Here is a 17,711-nt window from a genome sequence, read left to right as displayed (position 1 = left end):
CCAAAGAACTTCAGCGATATCAGCCATACCCATTGGCGCACCTGGGTGACCTGAGTTAGCTTGTTGAACACCATCCATGCTTAGCGCGCGGATTGCATTAGCGAGTTGTTTACGAGAAGACATGTAGGCTCCTGAGTGCATTAAGCGAATTCCAAGTTTTTCATAAGCTGAACGAATAATCAGCGGCGCTATTGTCGCAAAGCCCCATACTCTCTGCAAACGTTTTACCGTCATTTTTTGGCTTTTTGCCGCGATAATGTCGTACTAAAGCGCGTTTCTTTGACCAAAATGGGCAAACGATTGGCTATAACTTAAAAGCAAAAATCGCTTGCTAATCGCACATTGATGAATAGAATAGACGTCTAGATGTAGATACACCTACAATATATCATTGAATTTTCTATAAGTGAGTACGATATGCTCGCTTTAAAATGTAATTGGAGCTCTCATGGCTAAGCACCTATTTACTTCTGAATCTGTATCAGAAGGCCATCCAGATAAAATCGCTGACCAAATTTCTGATGCGGTACTTGATGCAATCCTAGAACAAGACCCAAAAGCACGTGTTGCTTGTGAAACGTACGTTAAGACTGGCATGGTGATGGTAGGTGGTGAGATCACTACTTCAGCATGGGTTGATATCGAAGAATTGACTCGTGAAACTGTTCGTGAGATCGGTTACGTTCATTCAGATATGGGCTTTGACGCTGATTCTTGTGCGGTACTAAACACTATCGGTAAACAGTCTCCAGACATCAACCAAGGCGTTGATAAAGCAGATCCTAAAGAGCAAGGCGCTGGTGACCAAGGCATCATGTTCGGTTATGCAACTAACGAAACTGACATCCTAATGCCAGCTCCTATTACTTACTCTCACCGTCTTGTTCAAAAACAAGCGGAAGTGCGTAAGAACGGTACTCTACCTTGGTTGCGCCCAGACGCTAAATCTCAGGTAACGTTCCAGTACGATCAAGGTAAGATCGTTGGTATCGATGCCGTTGTTCTTTCAACTCAGCACTGTGATTCAATTTCTACACCAGACCTACGCGAAGCAGTGATGGAAGAGATCATCAAACCAGTACTACCATCAGAGTGGATCAACAAAGAAACTAACTTCTTCATCAACCCAACCGGTCGTTTCGTAATCGGTGGTCCAATGGGTGACTGTGGTCTAACAGGTCGTAAGATCATCGTTGATACATACGGCGGCGCTGCTCGTCACGGTGGTGGTGCATTCTCTGGTAAAGATCCATCAAAAGTAGACCGTTCTGCAGCATATGCAGCACGTTATGTAGCGAAAAACATTGTTGCTGCTGGCATGGCAGATCGCTGTGAAATCCAACTTTCTTACGCTATCGGTGTTGCTGATCCAACCTCTATCATGGTGGAAACATTCGGTACTGAAAAAGTATCTCACGACATCATCGTCGAAGCAGTACGTCAAAACTTCGACCTGCGTCCATACGGTCTACAAGAGATGCTAAACCTTCTTCAGCCAATCTATAAGAAGACAGCAGCATACGGTCACTTCGGTCGTGAAGAGTTCCCATGGGAAGCGACAGACAAAGCAGTAATCCTACGCGACTTCGCTGGTTTATAATCTGCCAACTCTGAACTAATACTCTAAAAAGCCTTCAAAATATTTTTTGAAGGCTTTTTTGTTTTTATTACTAACCATTTCAAACACTTTGTTGCATTATTGTTAAAAATGAACTTTGCGGCACGTAATTTATACCCTTCTGAAAATTGTGTTTTCTCGCAACTCGGTTAATAGTTAATCAAAAGTGCCCTTGCAAACAGACCTTTTGGGGTCTGAGTTTCGTACTGTAAATAGAGCACTTATAAGGGGAAGACGCTAAACAACGACACTTTGCTATAACTGTTCGTGCTGAATAACCAGCATCGTTAGCGCCATCCCTGAGAAACGTAGGCCAGTTTGTCAAATCAGGGAGGACATATGCCTCGAACTGTAAATACCGACGACTTCCACAAGAAACACGAAGTCAGGGATCAAGATTACGCTAAAACTATTCCTTGCAATCAACTGAGTGTATCAGCGCCATTTCACTGGCTAGCGCTTGGTTTGCATGACCTAATTCGAATGCCAATTATCAGCGCGTTTTATGGCTTATGCTTTACGGCTGCCGCTGTCGCGATTGTGCTATTAGTACAATGGCAAGGAACTCATCTAGTCATCATGCCGAGTTTGGTGGTTTATATGCTCATCGGGCCATTTTTGGCACTTGGGTTGTATGACGCAGCATGGGAAAGAGAAAAAGGACACAAACCCAGTCTGTTCCACTCCATGAAAGCCATCGGTAGAAATTCCACCTCACAGTGGGCATTTGCCGTTTTACTCGCTGTAGCGATGATTTTCTGGATGAGAATCGCAGCCTTGTTGCACGCTCTCTACCCTTCTGTTCAAGGCGCACCCTTGACAGATTTTGCACCATTTTTGATTACGGGTAGTGTTATTGGAGCTGTGATTGCTTCGATTATCTTCAGCATTTCAGCGTTCTCGATTCCACTCATGATGGAGAGACGCGTCGATGTGATGACCGCCGTGTTTACTAGCTTCAATGCGGTCAAATCGAATATTCCAGCCATGATTGTATGGGCTTTAGTAATCTGTGGCGGTATCTTGGTTGGCTTCGCTACCTATGGCATTGGAATGATCATTACTATGCCAATTCTAGGCTATGGTACATGGCACGCCTATCACGAAACCATTAAGAAAAAACATCATCCTTAAGCCAACGAGCAATATATTGCAAACATAACCAATGTCTCTAGAATAACGCCCTCATTTGGGCGTTATTTTTTGATTGAGTTAAATGAAATCATCTCCATCCGAAGAACTGCACTACCTCGCAGTAAAAAAACTAGCACAATGTATCGAAAAGGCTCGTCACTACTTTGAGCGAGACTTTCGCATGCCCGCGCTCAACTACCAACTTCGTGGCAAAGCGGCGGGAAAAGCCTACTTGCAAGCGTGGGAGATACGTTTAAATCCAGTCTTGTTTGCCGAGAACCAACAAGCTTTTATCAACGAAGTGATTCCACATGAAGTCGCTCACCTCATTACGTTTGCTTGCTTTGGTCGAGTGCGCCCACATGGAGCGGAGTGGCAAATGGTTATGAGCCAAGTCTTTTCGTTAACACCCAAGACCACACATTCTATGAATGTTCAATCCGTTCAAGGTCGTACCTTCGAATACCGCTGTCAGTGCGACACTTTCCCCGTCTCCATAAGAAGACACAACAAAGTGATGCGTCAGCAGGCCAGTTATCGTTGCCGAAAATGTGGCAGCCAAATTGAATTCACGGGCAAACAACTCAGTTAAATTGAGGATCTTTGCCGAGTAATCTACATATCTATCGGTAGATTGGGCACTTTTTGCGAGTTAAACTAGGTTATCTCAACCTTTTTAAAGACTTGCAATGAATCGTTATTTATCTTTTATCTTGGCGCTATTCATCGGTTTAACCTCATTCTCGGTGCTTAGTGCCCCACCTAGTAGCTTTAGCAAAGCGAAGAAAGAAGCCGTCAAAATCTATGCGGATCACCCTATCAGTTTTTACTGTGGGTGTGATATTCAATGGCAAGGAAAAAAAGGCGTTCCAGACCTGTCATCTTGTGGTTATCAAGTCCGCAAACAGCAGAAACGTGCAAGTCGTATTGAATGGGAACATGTCGTACCCGCATGGCAATTTGGCCACCAGCGTCAATGCTGGCAAGAAGGTGGCCGGAAGAACTGCACTCGAAACGATAAAGCGTTCAAATTAATGGAGGCGGATTTACACAATCTCACACCAGCTATCGGTGAAGTCAATGGCGACCGCTCCAATTACAACTTCTCTCAGTGGAATGGTATTGATGGCGTCAGCTATGGCCGCTGCGAGATGCAAGTTAACTTCAAACAACGCAAAGTCATGCCACCAGACCGAGCTAAAGGTTCCATCGCCCGTACCTACTTATATATGAGTAAAGAGTACGGGTTTAAGCTGTCCAAACAACAAACACAGTTAATGCAAGCTTGGAATAAAACTTACCCTGTCGACACTTGGGAGTGCACTCGCAATGAACGCATCAAGCGCATTCAAGGCAACGATAACCCATTTGTGGCAGAAGCCTGTAAAAATCCTAGCTAAATCGAGACGCCAGCCCTTGTAATTTTGAGGTCGGGCATCCATCTTATACCTCTATACAGTTTTGTTCTTTGGAAGTTTTTATGCGTATACCTCGTATCTATCACCCTGAACCAATCCACGCTTTAGGGACTCTTGCACTAAGTGAAGATGCCGCTGGCCATGTGGGCCGCGTATTGCGCATGAAAGAAGGTCAAGAAGTGTTGTTGTTTGATGGCTCGGGCCATGAATTTCCAGCCACTATTACTCAGATTGGTAAAAAGAATGTGGATGTCGACATACAAGAAAAAGTGTCGACCAGCATAGAATCGCCTTTAGATCTGCATTTAGGTCAGGTCATTTCTCGTGGTGACAAAATGGAGTTCACTATTCAAAAGTCGGTTGAGTTAGGCGTCAATACCATCACCCCGCTTATCTCAGAGCGCTGCGGCGTTAAGCTCGATGCTAAACGCTTTGAAAAGAAACTGCAGCAATGGCAGAAAATTGCTATCAGTGCTTGCGAACAATGCGGGCGTAACACCATTCCTGAAATTCGACCGATTATGTCGTTAGAGCAATGGTGTGCAGAGCCATCGGAAGCCCTTAAGCTAAACCTACATCCAAGAGCGAAATATTCAATCAATACCTTGCCAGAACCTGTAACTAAGGTTCGCTTGCTTATAGGCCCTGAAGGAGGTCTATCGGCGCAAGAAATTGAAATGACAGAACAATATCAATTCGAAGAAACCCTGCTTGGTCCTCGTGTTTTGCGAACAGAAACGGCGGCATTAACGGCCATCACTGCACTGCAAGTACGCTTTGGCGATTTAGGTTAACGGGAGAAAAATAATGCTCAAACTCGGTATCGTGATGGATCCAATTTCATCCATCAACATTAAAAAAGATTCTAGTTTCGCAATGATGTTGGAAGCCCAACGTCGTGGTTATGAAATCCATTATATGGAAATGAACGATCTGCATTTAGATCAAGGCACAGCTGTTGCCGATACCAAGATTGTCACGCTGAAAGAAGACCCAACTGGTTGGTATGAATTCACTTCTGAGCAAACTATTGAGCTGTCAGAACTTGATGCCGTATTGATGCGCAAGGATCCACCATTTGATACTGAATATATTTACGCCACATATATCCTTGAGCGCGCAGAAGAGAAAGGCACATTAATCGTTAACAAGCCACAAAGTCTACGTGACTGCAACGAAAAGCTGTTCACAGCTTGGTTCCCGGAGCTTACTCCAACGACGATTGTGACTCGCAAAGCCGAGAAGATTAAGCAGTTCCGTGACCAGCATGGTGACGTTATTCTTAAGCCACTAGATGGTATGGGCGGTGCCTCCATTTTCCGCGTTAAGCAAGATGACCCTAACGTGTCCGTTATTATTGAAACGTTGACTAATCACGGTCAAAATTACGCAATGGCACAGACTTTTGTTCCTGACATCAGCAATGGTGACAAGCGCATCCTCGTCGTTGACGGAGAGCCTATGCCATATTGCTTAGCTCGTATTCCAGCGAAAGGTGAAACACGTGGTAACCTGGCTGCAGGTGGCCGTGGTGAAGCTCGTCCCTTAAGTGAGACAGATAAGCAAATAGCCGAAGCCGTTGCTCCAACTTTAAAAGAGAAAGGCCTAATATTTGTAGGTCTGGATGTGATTGGCGACAAACTAACTGAAATCAATGTCACCAGCCCAACTTGCATTCGTGAGATTGAGGCCGCCTTTGACATCTCTATTACTGGCAAGCTGATGGATGCAATCGAGCGCCGTTTAGGGAAGTAACCGTGGGAGAGGCCATGATGAACCTAGCCAACCATTTTCTTGTTGCTATGCCGGGGATGCAAGACCCCTACTTTCAGCGCAGCGTCATTTATGTGTGTGAACATAATGAAGAAGGCGCAATGGGGATTATGATCAATACCCCTATTGATGTCACCGTTGCCAACATGCTCAAGCAAGTGCAGGTCGAGTTACCCATTGCCTCTCAAACCACTCACAGCAAGAGCCTCGATGAGCCGGTGCTAAATGGAGGCCCAGTGTCTGAAGATCGAGGTTTTATCCTCCATAAACCCAAAGATAAATATCAATCAAGCATACAGATCACGGACAAGGTTTCTGTCACGACCTCAAAAGATATTCTGGCGGTACTCGGTACTGATGCTCAGCCTGATAACTATCTGGTGGCTCTCGGCTACTCTGGATGGAGTGCCGGCCAACTTGAATCTGAGTTGGCTGAAAACTCTTGGTTAACCATTGAAGCTGATCCTAGCATCATTTTTGATACTCCAGTCGAAGAAAGATGGAGTACCGCCGTTGCTATGCTTGGCATTGATATTGCCCAGTTATCCACGCAAGTCGGGCATGCCTAACCTCCCGAATCGTTTACTGTACGACGTAAGAGACAAAACACTATGACATCCAGAACCATTATCGCCTTCGATTATGGAACCAAGAGTATTGGTAGCGCCATTGGTCAAGAAGTCACTGGCACCGCAAGTCCACTGAAAGCCTTCAAAGCCAAAGACGGCATTCCAAACTGGGATGATATTGAGGCTATGTTCAAAGAGTGGCAACCAGATCTGATCGTTGTTGGATTACCGACGGATCTGCATGGCAAAGCACTAGAGGAAATTACCGCACGAGCGAAAAAGTTTGCTAATCGAGTTCATGGCCGATTTGGGCTTCAAGTAGAGTTGCACGATGAGCGTCTATCCACCGCGGAAGCGCGAGCAGAATTATTTGAGATGGGCGGTTATAAAGCTCTATCGAAGGGCAATGTCGACTGTCAGTCAGCGGTAGTGATTTTAGAAAGCTGGTTTGAAGCGCAATGGGCTTAAGTTCAGTAACAAAAAAGGATGACCAATGAGTCATCCTTTTTAATCGATTATGTCTACTCAACCTACTAAGGTCATTAATTAAACACGTAATTAATCGACTTTCAATTCTTGAAGCATTGACTCTGGCAGAGCCAGTTCGTCGTTTTTGTTTACTTGAATACCCGCAGCAATAATCGCTTCCGCAATCGCTTTTGCCTCTTCTAAAGAGTGCATAGCCGCCGTACCACACTGATACTCATTTAGCTCAGGAATCTTGTTCTGGCTTTCTACTTTCAGAACGTCTTGCATCGCGCTTAACCAAGCGTCAGCTACTTGTTGCTCTGAAGGTGTACCGATTAAGCTCATGTAGAAACCTGTACGGCAGCCCATTGGAGAAATATCGATGATCTCAACAGCATCACCATTTAGGTGTGCACGCATAAAGCCAGCGTATAGGTGCTCAAGCGTGTGGATGCCTTTCTCAGAAAGGATATCTTTGTTTGGTGCCGTGAAACGTAGGTCAAACACCGTGATGGTGTCGCCTTTTGGGGTTTGCATTGTTTTCGCTACACGTACGGCTGGTGCGTGCATCTTTGTGTGGTCTACCGTGAAGCTATCCAGTAGTGGCATGATTGATTCTCCTTAGCGTTACTCACCGCAAAAGCCGTGAGTAAGTGATTAGTGGCTCGATTGTAAGGGGCTACACCAAGAGGTGCAACCTCGCTTACTTGTTAATCGCCTGCATACGTTCTGGGGTGAGATACGCAAAATAGTTCGTTAAGAAATCATCGAAACTTTCTTTGTCTGAAGCTTCAATCACTTTCTGAACTTCAACCGACCGAATCACTTCCGTTTCCATAAGATCAGACGAATAAGCATTATATTGATGATCTAAGTTCTTCTGGCGGTATTCTTTACCAAGCTCGCAACCCACTTTACCTAGACCACCTAATGCCTTTGTTTTCTCAAGTAAACGGCCAGAAATGGACAGTTCAGGGTCTGCGTTCCAAGCTTCCAGTGTGTCACACACTTTTTGATATTCGTTGCCACCGTGAGCAGCATCCATATGTTTAGCGATTTCTCGAAGGTCCACAAACACACGTTTTACCCATGATTGGCTATCAAGTACTTCACCGTCACAACCGATTTTCAGTTCAAGACCAACTTGTCGGCCTTCAACAATCACTTTGTTCCAGTTTTCACGCCAGCATTCAAGTTCACAATTGTCCATAGGCTCAGAGTCTTTCAAAACGCACCAGGTTAAGAAGAGATCTAAGAAACGAATCTGATCCGCAGTAATTCCAATTGGACTAAATGGATTCACATCTAAAGAGCGAACTTCAATGTACTCAACACCTGCACGTGATAGCGCTTCTGATGGTTTTTCACCGCTTTGAGCAACACGTTTAGGACGAATCGGAGCATACAGCTCATTCTCAATCTGCAACACATAGTCGTTAAGCTGGCGATACTCACCATCCACTTTTACGCCAATCTTGGCGAAATCTTCAGAAGGAGTGTGGATCGCTTGGTTTAGCCCTTCAAGGTACTGGTCAAGGCTGTTAAAACCAATCTTAAGTGCACTCTGAGCGCTATTGGTATAACCCAAATCACTCAGTCTCAGCGACGTTGCTTTTGGTAAATAGAGCGTGCCGCCCACTTTTTCAAATGGCAGTTTAGTCTCCTTTCCTTGCAGGAAAGACGCGCAAATGGCCGGTGACGCACCAAAGAAATAAGGAATTAACCAGCCAAAACGGTAATAGTTTCGGATAAGACCAAAGTAGGCTTCCGATTTCGCATCTTGGCGTGCTTTTTCGTCTTGCTCACCAAATAGCGCATCCCAGAATGACTCAGGAAATGAGAAGTTAAAATGCACGCCGGAAATGATCTGCATTAAGCTACCGTAGCGATGCTTTAGTCCTTGACGATAAAGTGTCTTCATACGTCCAGAGTTCGAGCTGCCATATTGAGCTAAGGCGATATCATCTTCACTGCCCACATAGCAAGGCATAGACAGTGGCCACAATTTCTCGTTGCCTAATTTCGTCTGAGTAAAATGATGGATATCAGATAACTGATTGATCAGCGTATCAACATCACGAGAAACTGGTGTAATAAACTCCAGTAGTGACTCGGAGAAATCCGTCGTAATGTATTCGTTCGTTAGGGCTGAGCCTAGCGCCTCTGGATGCGGCGTTGTCGCTAAGTGGCCATCGTCGGTATAACGCAACGATTCCCTTTCCACACCTCGTCCAAACTGTTTAAAAATGGTTTGGTCTTTAGCAACTTGATCCAGTCGCGCAGCAAATTTAGTCACAATGCGATTCGCTTATAGTTCGTTATTCCAATTGAAGACTGGGGACACCATACACGCTATCTTATTGAATAAACAAGAGCCGATGCCACCCATCCCTTCTATATGGTCACTCTATTGTGTGATTTCAAGTTCTTCAATTGGAATATTCAGTTTCTCAAGTTGCGGTTTTAGACTCTTCGCGTCTCCCACAACTATGATTTGGTATTGGTTTGGATCGAACCACTTTGCAGCCAGCTCATTAAGCACCGATTTGTCGACCGATTCTACAATGTCATTGCGCTGCTGGAGGTAATCCTTATCCAAACTATAGGTTAAAATTGACGACAACAAACTGGCTTTTTGACTTGGTGTTTCGTAAGTCAATGCATCTTGTTGTCCCACAGCAAGGCGCATAAACTCTAGTTCTTCATCGGTCATACCATTTTGGCTGTAGTCTTTTAACTCTTTAATGAGCTCTTCAATTGAAAGAATCGTCGCGTTAGCTCTCACTTGAGCACTAAAGACAATCGCTCCAATTTCACGATTACTCGCGAAATAACCACTCGCACCATAGGTGTAACCTTTGTCCTCTCGCAAATTCTGATTGATCCTGCTATTGAAGTTACCCGCCAAATTAAAGTTAGCCAGTCGACTCAAATACAGCTCGCCCGTTGCGTCAAACGGCAACCCTCGGCGCACCAAACGTACAATACTTTGTGGTGCAGCTGGCTTATCTACCAAGAAGATATGTTGACCAGTTAAAGGCGCTACTGCTTCCGGACGAATCAATGGCGCCGCTTCTCCACTCCAAGACAGCCAAAATGCCAATTGCTTCTTGATCTGTTTCTGGGAAATATCGCCAACCACCACTATTTGAGCCCCTTGTGGTGTGTAGTGCTTGCGATAGAAGCGCTTCACGTCATCAAGCGTAATTGAAGCAATCGACGCTTCAGTACCATCAGATGAGCGGCCAAATACAGAGTCTCCAAACAACACCTCTCTTGTCGCTTGTGATGCCATCCAGCTTGGTTTCTGATGTTGGTAAACCAAGCCTTCTAGCGTTTGTGCTTTCAAGCGGTCAAAGTCTTCCTGTTTCATGGCAGGGTGGAATAGCGCATCCTCGAGCAGCGCTAAGGTCTCTGGCAAGTTCTTCGCTAGAGCCGAGACCGACACGCGTGTGGTGTAAGCTCCTGCACTAAACCCAATTCGGCTACCTAATCGATCGAGCTCTGCTTGCAGTTCTTCCACGCTGCGTGTTGTGGTTCCTTCCTCCATCATGGAAGCTGTTAGCCCCGCTAAGCCTTCTTTTCCTTTCGCAACATAGCGATCGCCTGCAGGCAATTGGAAGTGAATCTCCACCGTTGGTGTTTCTCGTGTTTCTGTACCTAGTAACTCACTGCCATTATCAAACTGCAAGCTGTAAAGTGCTGGCATCTTAGCTTTAACCCCTTCCGCTACTTTAGGCATAACGCTGCGATCAAAGGTGTCAACAGGTCGTCGGAATACCAATTGCTCTTCCGTCACTTTGCTATATTTCGGTAATGTTCTAGGCGGAGTCACGAAGTTAGCAGGCTCTACCGCCATATCTTTACGGCCTTTAGGCACCACACTCAAGGTTACTTTATGCTTATCGTTGATGAAGGTGTCGTAAGCATTAGCCACATCCTGACGAGTAACCGCACGTATCTGCTTTAATTGCTGTTCTAAGCGATCTGGTTGACCAAAGAAGGTTTCGTTAGAGGCTAACTGTGAGACCTTACCTTTGACACTTTGCAGTGCGAAAACAGCGCCTGATTCAGAAAGGCCTGTGATCTGTTTCAGCCTCTCTTCACTGATACCTTGTTTTTCAAACTCATTTAACGTCGCTAACAACTCGTTGTATAGCGCTTTTAGACCATCTTTATCTGTTGAAGCGCCCATAGCGTAAACGTAGAAGTTACAAGCGAGCTCATTACAATCGTTGAATGCCCCAGCATCGAGCGCCTTTTGCGTCTTGATTAGTTTTTGATACAACAAGCTATTGGTGCCACCACCGATGGCGTCAGCCATTGCCTCGAGCACGGCTTGATCTTTTGCGCCTCGATAGCTCGTCGTAGGCCAACCAATCACTACCATCGGCTGACGAATACGATCTTCTAACGTCACGTAACGATCGTTTGGCAACACTGCTGGCTGTTTTGGAGCTTTGTCGACTTCAGGTCCTCTAGGAATAGAACCGAAGTATCTTTCTACCCATGCCAATGTTTGTGCTTTATCGATGTCACCACCAATGGTGAGCACGGCATTGTTTGGTCCATACCAACGTAGGAAAAATGCTTTAAGATCATTCACGTCAACACGATCAAGATCTTCAACATACCCAATTGGCTGCCAAGAATAGGGGTGCCCTTCAGGGAACATGGCTTCACCCATTTTCTCCCATATCAGGCCATAAGGACGGTTATCGTAGTTTTGAGCACGTTCGTTCTTTACCGTATCACGCTGAATTTCAAACTTTTTCTGAGAAACTGCTCCAAGCAAAAAGCCCATACGATCCGCTTCAAGCCATAACATTTTCTCTAATTGGTTAGATGGAACGGTTTCAAAATAATTAGTGCGATCGCGCGTGGTCGTACCGTTTAAAGTGCCACCCGCTTCGGTAATGATCTTAAAATGTTGCTGGTCACCGACGTGTTCTGAACCTTGGAACATCATATGTTCAAAGAAGTGTGCGAAACCGGACTTTCCGACCTCTTCACGAGCCGATCCCACATGGTAGGTGACATCCACATGTACTAAAGGATCCGAGTCATCGGGCGCTAAGATAACAGTGAGGCCATTTTCCAAACGGTATTTAGAATAAGGAATCATGACCTTGTCTGGGTCAGCTTTGGCCTCTTCAATTAAAGTGACACCTTTAGGTAAAGCACTACTGGCTTGATTTGACGGCTCGTTACTACTGCAACCGTATAGAAAGACCAGCGATAGAACGCCGAGCCAGATCTTTTTCATAAATGCTCCTTAGAAAAGACCGTAGAAGATAGCGGTCAGCGCGATATAACGTAGCGCTTTACCAATCGCAATAAGCACAACACATGGCAGAAACTTCATACGCAGCCAACCTGCTGCTAAACACAAAGGGTCGCCAATAACGGGTAACCAACTCAACAATAACGTCCAGTAACCATATTTCTGTATCCATGCCATGGCTTTATGACCATGTTTCTCTTCCTGAGTTCGATTTGGCAACCAAATACCAATCCAGTAGTTGGTTAACCCTCCAAGAGTATTCCCTATGGTAGCAACCAAAATCACCATGGCCGGAGTGTATTGTTGCAAACTTAAGGTTGCCACTAGCCCGGCTTCTGAGCCACCTGGAAGTAAGGTCGCACTTAAAAACCCAGAAATAAAAAGAACCGCAAGTGCGGAGTCGGCAAACCATGACTCCGCTAGGTATTGAGAAAATGTTTCTAGCATTGCATATCAAGTAGGACTTTGCCGCGAGTGCGGCTGGTTTCGACTTGTTGGTGAGCCTCAACCACTTGTGAATAAGGGAAAACGTGCTGAATTTCGGTTTTTAACAGTCCAACACCTACCATGTACAGTAAGGTTTCCATTTGTTTGGTATCGGGAGACACTAGCATTCCACTCGCTTCAAAACCAAGAAGTTTGGCTTTTTCGCATACTAGCTCTGCCGTAATCGTCGGAATAGTGATAACTCGAGCATTATCTTTAAGACACTTAAGTGCATCTAACGCGACATCACCACCGACTAGGTCAATCAGTACATCGACATCGCTTAGTCGCTCTGAAGCTGGCGCGAATTCATAATTGATAGCATGTGCGCCTAATGTAGCCAAATAATCGAGATTGCGCTCACTGCAAGTGGTATACACCTCTGCTTTAGTCGCCACTGCTAGTTGAACCGCGATGTGACCAACGCCACCTGCACCCGCTAGGATTAACACTCGCTCGCCCTCTTGCACCTGAGCTTTATTAATTGCCTGTGCTGCTGTTTGCCCAGCCAATGGCAACGCTGCTGCTGCCTCTAAGGCAACCGTGTTAGGCAACGCAGTAAGCTCTGTTTCGGGTACACACACATATTGACTATAACCACCCGCACGAAGAGGAAACCCAATAAATCCCACGACCTCTTGGCCTACTTCAAACGCCTGTGCGCCTTTACCTAAACCAGCAATTGAGCCCGAGATATCATAACCCGGTACCCAAGGTAAGTTATCTTTGTTTTCAGCTGCCGCCCACCCCAATCCAGCACGCGTCTTCACATCAATAGGATTAATGCCAGCATAGGCGACTTTTACCAGCATCTCACCGGCTTTTGGTTGAGGAATATCGACCTCCTGAAATGCCAATACTTCTGCTGAACCAAATTCTGGGATGACTATTTGTTTACACTTCATCGCGGCTTCCTCTTCCAATTTGAGATTCCATAGTAACGAAATACCTGTTTGAGTCTAGATTATCTTTTCATCAACCCACATCCAGTATGTAACAAATTCAATCACTTTTGTGACTCATTATCTTGACCTGATAACCAAAGATAAAAAAGGGGGAGCCTAAGCTCCCCCGATTAATACAATATGGATTCGCATTTAGCCTACCAGAGCTAACAAGATACCTGCAGCTACTGCCGAGCCTAATACGCCAGCTACGTTAGGACCCATTGCATGCATCAAAAGGAAGTTTTGTGGGTTAGCTTGTAAGCCCACCTTATTTACGACACGCGCAGCCATAGGTACCGCAGAAACACCAGCTGCACCAATCAACGGGTTAATATCTTCTTTAGAGTATTTGTTAAGCAGCTTCGCCATTAACACCCCAGCCCCAGTACCGATACTAAAGGCAACAGCGCCGAGAGCGAGAATACCCAAGGTCTCAAAATTTAGGAACTCTTCTGCTTGAAGCTTCGAGCCCACACCAAGACCTAAGAAGATCGTCACAATATTGATGAGCTCATTTTGTGCCGTTTTCGATAATCGATCGACAACGCCCGCCTCTCGCATCAAGTTACCCAGACAGAACATACCCACTAAAGGTGTTGCTGAAGGGAGGAACAAGATAGTCATCAATAACACGGCCAATGGAAATAAGATCTTCTCACCTTTACTAACATGGCGAAGTTGCGCCATCTTAATAGTACGCTCTTCTGGCGTGGTCAGTGCTTTCATAATCGGTGGCTGAATAATAGGAACCAATGCCATGTAGCTATATGCTGCGACAGCAATTGCACCGAGAAGATCCGGCGAAAGTCGGCTTGCTAAGAAGATAGCAGTTGGGCCATCCGCACCACCGATGATGGCAATGGAAGCAGCATCTTGCATCGAGAACTCCATACCCGGTACATAGTTCAGCAAAATTGCACCAAACAAGGTGGCGAAGATACCAAACTGAGCCGCAGCCCCTAACCATAAGGTTTTCGGATTAGCGATTAATGCTCCAAAGTCAGTCATTGCTCCGACACCCATAAAGATGAGTAATGGGAAGACGCCAGACTCAATACCGATATAATATACGTAGTACAGCAAACCACCCGGCTCGGTAAAACCAGCATTTGGAATGTTCGCTAAAATAGCGCCAAAGCCAATAGGTAAAAGTAGTAGTGGTTCAAAGCCCTTACGAATCGCTAAGAACAGCAAGGTGCATCCGACCAAGATCATGCAGATTTGGCCGAATTCAAAGTTAGCGATCCCTGTTTCTGACCATAAGGTCATCAATCCTTCCATGGTGCTCCCTTACGCTAAGCTAACAAGAGGTGCGCCTACAACAACAGCATCACCTTCTTTCACGTGTACATCTTGAACCACGCCGCTTTGCGCAGCACGCACTTCTGTTTCCATCTTCATCGCTTCTAAGATAAGTAGCACATCACCTTCTTGAACTTGAGCACCAGATGCAACATTAACTTTAAAGATATTCCCCGCTAACGGAGCAGAAACCGCTTCAACATTCGTTGCAGCAGCAGGTGCTGGAGTGGTGGCAGGTGCTACGGACGCAGGTGTCACTGAAGTAAGCTCACCTTTTGGACCCACTTCAACATCATAAACCTGACCATCGACTTTCACGCTATAAGACTCAATTCCCGCGGCACTTGCTGTTGGAGCTGCAACAGGGGCAGCAGGTTTTGCTTCTTCTTTACCAGGAGCAGGCTCAAACGCATCAGGGTTATGGCGATTTTTCAAGAACTTAAGCCCTACTTGAGGGAAGAGCGCATAAGTAAGAACATCATCCACTGTATCTTCGGAAAGGGAAATACCATCGGATTTTGCTTTTTGCAGTAGGTCTTCCGTCAATGTGTCGAGTTCCGCTTCCAATAAATCAGCTGGACGACAGGTAATCGCTTGGGCACCATCGAGCACTTTTGCTTGAAGTTCAGCGTTAACTTCTGCTGGCGCCTTACCGTATTCCCCTTTAAGCACACCAGCTGTCTCTTTAGTAATACTCTTATAGCGCTCACCCGTTAATACGTTGATCACCGCTTGAGTACCAACGATCTGTGATGTTGGCGTCACCAAAGGAATAAAGCCAAGATCTTCACGAACTCTTGGGATTTCTTCGAGAACTTCATCAATACGATCCGCTGCACCTTGTTCTTTTAGCTGCCCTTCCATATTGGTCAGCATGCCACCTGGAACTTGCGCAATAAGGATACGTGAATCAACACCTTTCAGTTGACCCTCCCATTTCGCATACTTCTTACGAACTTCACGGAAATACGCTGCGATAGGTTCAATCTGCTCGAGCTTAAGATTAGTATCACGTTCAGTGCCTTGCAGCATTGCCACAACGGTCTCTGTAGGCGTGTGGCCATAAGTCTGACTCATTGAAGAGATAGCCGTATCTAGAATATCTATCCCAGCTTCGACTGCTTTAACCGCCGTTGCCGTTGATAGCCCGGTTGTTGCATGACAGTGCAGCGCAAGTGGCACTTCACATGATGATTTTATGCGTGAGATAAGTTCTTCGGCTTCATAAGGTTTAAGTAAGCCAGACATGTCTTTAATACATAAAGAATGGCAACCTAAGTCTTCTAAGCGCTTGGCTAAATCAACCCATGTATCCGTATTATGTACAGGGCTTGTTGTATAAGACAGTGTACCTTGCGCGTGAGCACCAACATCAACAGCAGCTTTTACTGCTTTTTCAAAGTTGCGTACATCATTCATCGCGTCAAAAATACGAAACACGTCCATACCATTGGCATGGGCACGTTCAACAAATTTTTCCACCACATCATCAGCATAGTGGCGGTAACCCAATAGGTTTTGTCCACGCAATAGCATCTGCATTGGTGTGTTTGGCATGGCTTTTTTAAGTTCGCGTAAGCGTTCCCAAGGATCTTCCCCTAAGAAACGAATACACGCATCAAAGGTTGCGCCCCCCCAAGTTTCTAAAGACCAATACCCCACTTTATCGAGCTCAGCTGCGATAGGTAACATATCTTCAATACGCATCCGCGTTGCGAACAGAGACTGGTGGGCGTCACGAAGTACCACGTCCGTGATAGCTAGTGGTTTAGACATGCTCATTAACTCCTTTTAAGCTTTAACTCAATCTATTTAGCGGCCGAAGTGCGGTATTGATGAACAGCGGCAGAAATCGCTGCAACAACACTTGGGCTAACACCATTTGAGGGGGATTGTTGTGTTTTAATTTTTGTAGGAACTGCGATCGGTTCGGGCACTTCTTCTGGTACCAATTTCGACATTAACCGAACGAGATAAACGAGGATTGTTAGGAATACAAATACAACAGCCATACCCGTGAACATTAGGGCGGCTGCGTCTCCTAGCAGGCTTCCAATATTAGTCATGTTGCGTCCTTTCTTTGTCATCCTGACAAGTTACTCAATCATAAAACGTGGCGTCACTGCACACAGATTGACAAGCAATGGTTCTTGCATTGATCCATTGCAAGAGGTCTAGGATTATCTCGATTGGTGAAAGTTTGTCAATTTTGTTTAATCTACAGTCGTCATTAAAACGTCATTCAAATGAAAAACTATGATGAGCACGACAATTTATGGTGTATTTGTACTTACACAGAACTTCATACTATGACTCAACCATAGATTTCAACATAAACAAACTGGGGTTGGAAAACTGAGACAGGCTTAAAATTACCGCGATTTATCCTTAAAAAACATCACGTTGTAATCATAAGGTTATTGATATGATAAATTTTTGTTAATAAAAAACCCCGCCTAAGCGAGGTTTCTAAATAATGGCGCGCTCGGAAGGATTCGAACCTTCGACCGCCTGGTTCGTAGCCAGGTACTCTATCCAGCTGAGCTACGAGCGCGCAACAGGTCTTTGTACAGCTTATGCTATAACAGGCGTTGAATTAAGTTCTCACTTAAGTCTTTTACCTAAATAAATGGCGCGCTCGGAAGGATTCGAACCTTCGACCGCCTGGTTCGTAGCCAGGTACTCTATCCAGCTGAGCTACGAGCGCGCAAC

At 45.4% G+C, this 17,711-nt stretch carries 17 protein-coding genes and 2 tRNA genes; 8 read left to right on the top strand and 11 right to left on the bottom strand.

The window, feature by feature from the left end; all coding sequences use genetic code 11:
* Positions 1-123 (bottom strand): hypothetical protein (locus L2W36_RS26620; RefSeq protein WP_236112001.1); only part of this gene is annotated, 123 nt, incomplete at its 3' end.
* A gap of 325 nt (positions 124-448) precedes the next feature.
* Between L2W36_RS26620 and metK the strand changes: the two genes are divergently transcribed.
* The 8 genes from metK to ruvX all read left to right on the top strand — a co-directional run bounded on the left by metK (position 449) and on the right by ruvX (position 6,980).
* Positions 449-1,600, top strand: coding sequence for a methionine adenosyltransferase (gene metK, locus L2W36_RS26615; RefSeq protein WP_236112000.1), 1,152 nt, complete (start codon positions 449-451; stop codon positions 1,598-1,600).
* Between the two features lie 357 nt (positions 1,601-1,957).
* On the top strand, positions 1,958-2,752 hold the full coding sequence (locus L2W36_RS26610; protein WP_236111999.1) for a DUF2189 domain-containing protein: 795 nt from the start codon (positions 1,958-1,960) through the stop codon (positions 2,750-2,752).
* Between the two features lie 82 nt (positions 2,753-2,834).
* Complete coding sequence (locus L2W36_RS26605) at positions 2,835-3,344, top strand: SprT family zinc-dependent metalloprotease (protein WP_236111998.1); 510 nt, start codon at positions 2,835-2,837, stop codon at positions 3,342-3,344.
* Positions 3,345-3,441: 97 nt separating this feature from the next.
* On the top strand, positions 3,442-4,152 hold the full coding sequence (locus L2W36_RS26600) for an endonuclease (RefSeq protein WP_031493704.1): 711 nt from the start codon (positions 3,442-3,444) through the stop codon (positions 4,150-4,152).
* 80 nt (positions 4,153-4,232) lie between these two features.
* A complete protein-coding gene (gene rsmE / locus L2W36_RS26595) occupies positions 4,233-4,964 on the top strand; it encodes a 16S rRNA (uracil(1498)-N(3))-methyltransferase (protein ID WP_006075169.1) in 732 nt (243 codons plus the stop codon).
* 13 nt (positions 4,965-4,977) lie between these two features.
* Positions 4,978-5,925, top strand: a complete 948-nt coding sequence (gene gshB, locus L2W36_RS26590) for a glutathione synthase (protein WP_124940578.1) — start codon at positions 4,978-4,980, stop codon at positions 5,923-5,925.
* Positions 5,926-5,942: 17 nt separating this feature from the next.
* Positions 5,943-6,512: a YqgE/AlgH family protein gene (locus tag L2W36_RS26585; RefSeq protein WP_031493705.1), complete on the top strand. Its 570-nt coding sequence runs from the start codon at positions 5,943-5,945 to the stop codon at positions 6,510-6,512.
* 42 nt (positions 6,513-6,554) lie between these two features.
* Positions 6,555-6,980 (top strand): Holliday junction resolvase RuvX, encoded by a 426-nt coding sequence (gene ruvX, locus L2W36_RS26580; protein ID WP_236111997.1) that lies wholly within the window; start codon positions 6,555-6,557, stop codon positions 6,978-6,980.
* A gap of 90 nt (positions 6,981-7,070) precedes the next feature.
* Here the strand turns inward: ruvX and luxS are convergent, their stop codons facing one another.
* From luxS to L2W36_RS26530, 10 genes are all read right to left on the bottom strand, one after another.
* Complete coding sequence (luxS, locus tag L2W36_RS26575; protein WP_031493706.1) at positions 7,071-7,589, bottom strand: S-ribosylhomocysteine lyase; 519 nt, start codon at positions 7,587-7,589, stop codon at positions 7,071-7,073.
* A gap of 94 nt (positions 7,590-7,683) precedes the next feature.
* A complete protein-coding gene (gene gshA, locus L2W36_RS26570) occupies positions 7,684-9,276 on the bottom strand; it encodes a glutamate--cysteine ligase (protein ID WP_236111996.1) in 1,593 nt (530 codons plus the stop codon).
* A 111-nt stretch (positions 9,277-9,387) separates the two neighbouring features.
* The gene (locus L2W36_RS26565; RefSeq protein WP_236111995.1) at positions 9,388-12,246 is read right to left on the bottom strand and encodes a M16 family metallopeptidase; all 2,859 of its coding nucleotides are present in this window, start codon (positions 12,244-12,246) and stop codon (positions 9,388-9,390) included.
* Between the two features lie 9 nt (positions 12,247-12,255).
* On the bottom strand, positions 12,256-12,711 hold the full coding sequence (locus L2W36_RS26560) for a YqaA family protein (RefSeq protein ID WP_031495418.1): 456 nt from the start codon (positions 12,709-12,711) through the stop codon (positions 12,256-12,258).
* Entirely contained in the window at positions 12,705-13,655 is a 951-nt protein-coding gene (locus tag L2W36_RS26555) for an NADP-dependent oxidoreductase (RefSeq protein WP_236111994.1), read from the bottom strand. The genes L2W36_RS26560 and L2W36_RS26555 overlap by 7 nt, the downstream gene beginning before the upstream one ends.
* Positions 13,656-13,847: 192 nt before the next feature.
* Positions 13,848-14,978, bottom strand: coding sequence for a sodium ion-translocating decarboxylase subunit beta (locus tag L2W36_RS26550; RefSeq protein ID WP_006075160.1), 1,131 nt, complete (start codon positions 14,976-14,978; stop codon positions 13,848-13,850).
* 9 nt (positions 14,979-14,987) lie between these two features.
* Complete coding sequence (gene oadA / locus L2W36_RS26545) at positions 14,988-16,775, bottom strand: sodium-extruding oxaloacetate decarboxylase subunit alpha (protein ID WP_236111993.1); 1,788 nt, start codon at positions 16,773-16,775, stop codon at positions 14,988-14,990.
* Positions 16,776-16,807: 32 nt separating this feature from the next.
* Positions 16,808-17,065 carry an oxaloacetate decarboxylase subunit gamma gene (locus L2W36_RS26540; RefSeq protein WP_006075158.1) on the bottom strand — a complete coding sequence of 86 codons (258 nt, stop codon included), beginning with the start codon at positions 17,063-17,065 and terminating at the stop codon, positions 16,808-16,810.
* 411 nt (positions 17,066-17,476) lie between these two features.
* Positions 17,477-17,553: transfer RNA gene (locus L2W36_RS26535), tRNA-Arg, on the bottom strand.
* Between the two features lie 76 nt (positions 17,554-17,629).
* Positions 17,630-17,706, bottom strand: a tRNA-Arg gene (locus L2W36_RS26530).
* Positions 17,707-17,711: the final 5 nt, after the last annotated feature.

The organism is Vibrio sp. McD22-P3 (genome assembly GCF_021568915.1).
In the GTDB taxonomy this organism is placed as follows: Bacteria; Pseudomonadota; Gammaproteobacteria; order Enterobacterales; family Vibrionaceae; genus Vibrio; species Vibrio mediterranei.
Note: the sequence above shows the minus strand (reverse complement) of the source record. Positions and strands in the feature narration are given on the sequence as shown.

Coding starts and splice junctions, on each gene's coding strand:
- L2W36_RS26605 (WP_236111998.1), top strand. CDS start 2,835: ATGAAATCATCTCCATCCGAAGAACTGCACTACCTCGCAGTAAAAAAA.
- L2W36_RS26585 (WP_031493705.1), top strand. CDS start 5,943: ATGAACCTAGCCAACCATTTTCTTGTTGCTATGCCGGGGATGCAAGAC.
- L2W36_RS26560 (WP_031495418.1), bottom strand. CDS start 12,711: ATGCTAGAAACATTTTCTCAATACCTAGCGGAGTCATGGTTTGCCGAC.
- L2W36_RS26600 (WP_031493704.1), top strand. CDS start 3,442: ATGAATCGTTATTTATCTTTTATCTTGGCGCTATTCATCGGTTTAACC.
- ruvX (WP_236111997.1), top strand. CDS start 6,555: ATGACATCCAGAACCATTATCGCCTTCGATTATGGAACCAAGAGTATT.
- oadA (WP_236111993.1), bottom strand. CDS start 16,775: ATGTCTAAACCACTAGCTATCACGGACGTGGTACTTCGTGACGCCCAC.
- L2W36_RS26610 (WP_236111999.1), top strand. CDS start 1,958: ATGCCTCGAACTGTAAATACCGACGACTTCCACAAGAAACACGAAGTC.
- rsmE (WP_006075169.1), top strand. CDS start 4,233: ATGCGTATACCTCGTATCTATCACCCTGAACCAATCCACGCTTTAGGG.
- metK (WP_236112000.1), top strand. CDS start 449: ATGGCTAAGCACCTATTTACTTCTGAATCTGTATCAGAAGGCCATCCA.
- L2W36_RS26565 (WP_236111995.1), bottom strand. CDS start 12,246: ATGAAAAAGATCTGGCTCGGCGTTCTATCGCTGGTCTTTCTATACGGT.
- luxS (WP_031493706.1), bottom strand. CDS start 7,589: ATGCCACTACTGGATAGCTTCACGGTAGACCACACAAAGATGCACGCA.
- L2W36_RS26540 (WP_006075158.1), bottom strand. CDS start 17,065: ATGACTAATATTGGAAGCCTGCTAGGAGACGCAGCCGCCCTAATGTTC.
- L2W36_RS26550 (WP_006075160.1), bottom strand. CDS start 14,978: ATGGAAGGATTGATGACCTTATGGTCAGAAACAGGGATCGCTAACTTT.
- gshB (WP_124940578.1), top strand. CDS start 4,978: ATGCTCAAACTCGGTATCGTGATGGATCCAATTTCATCCATCAACATT.
- L2W36_RS26555 (WP_236111994.1), bottom strand. CDS start 13,655: ATGAAGTGTAAACAAATAGTCATCCCAGAATTTGGTTCAGCAGAAGTA.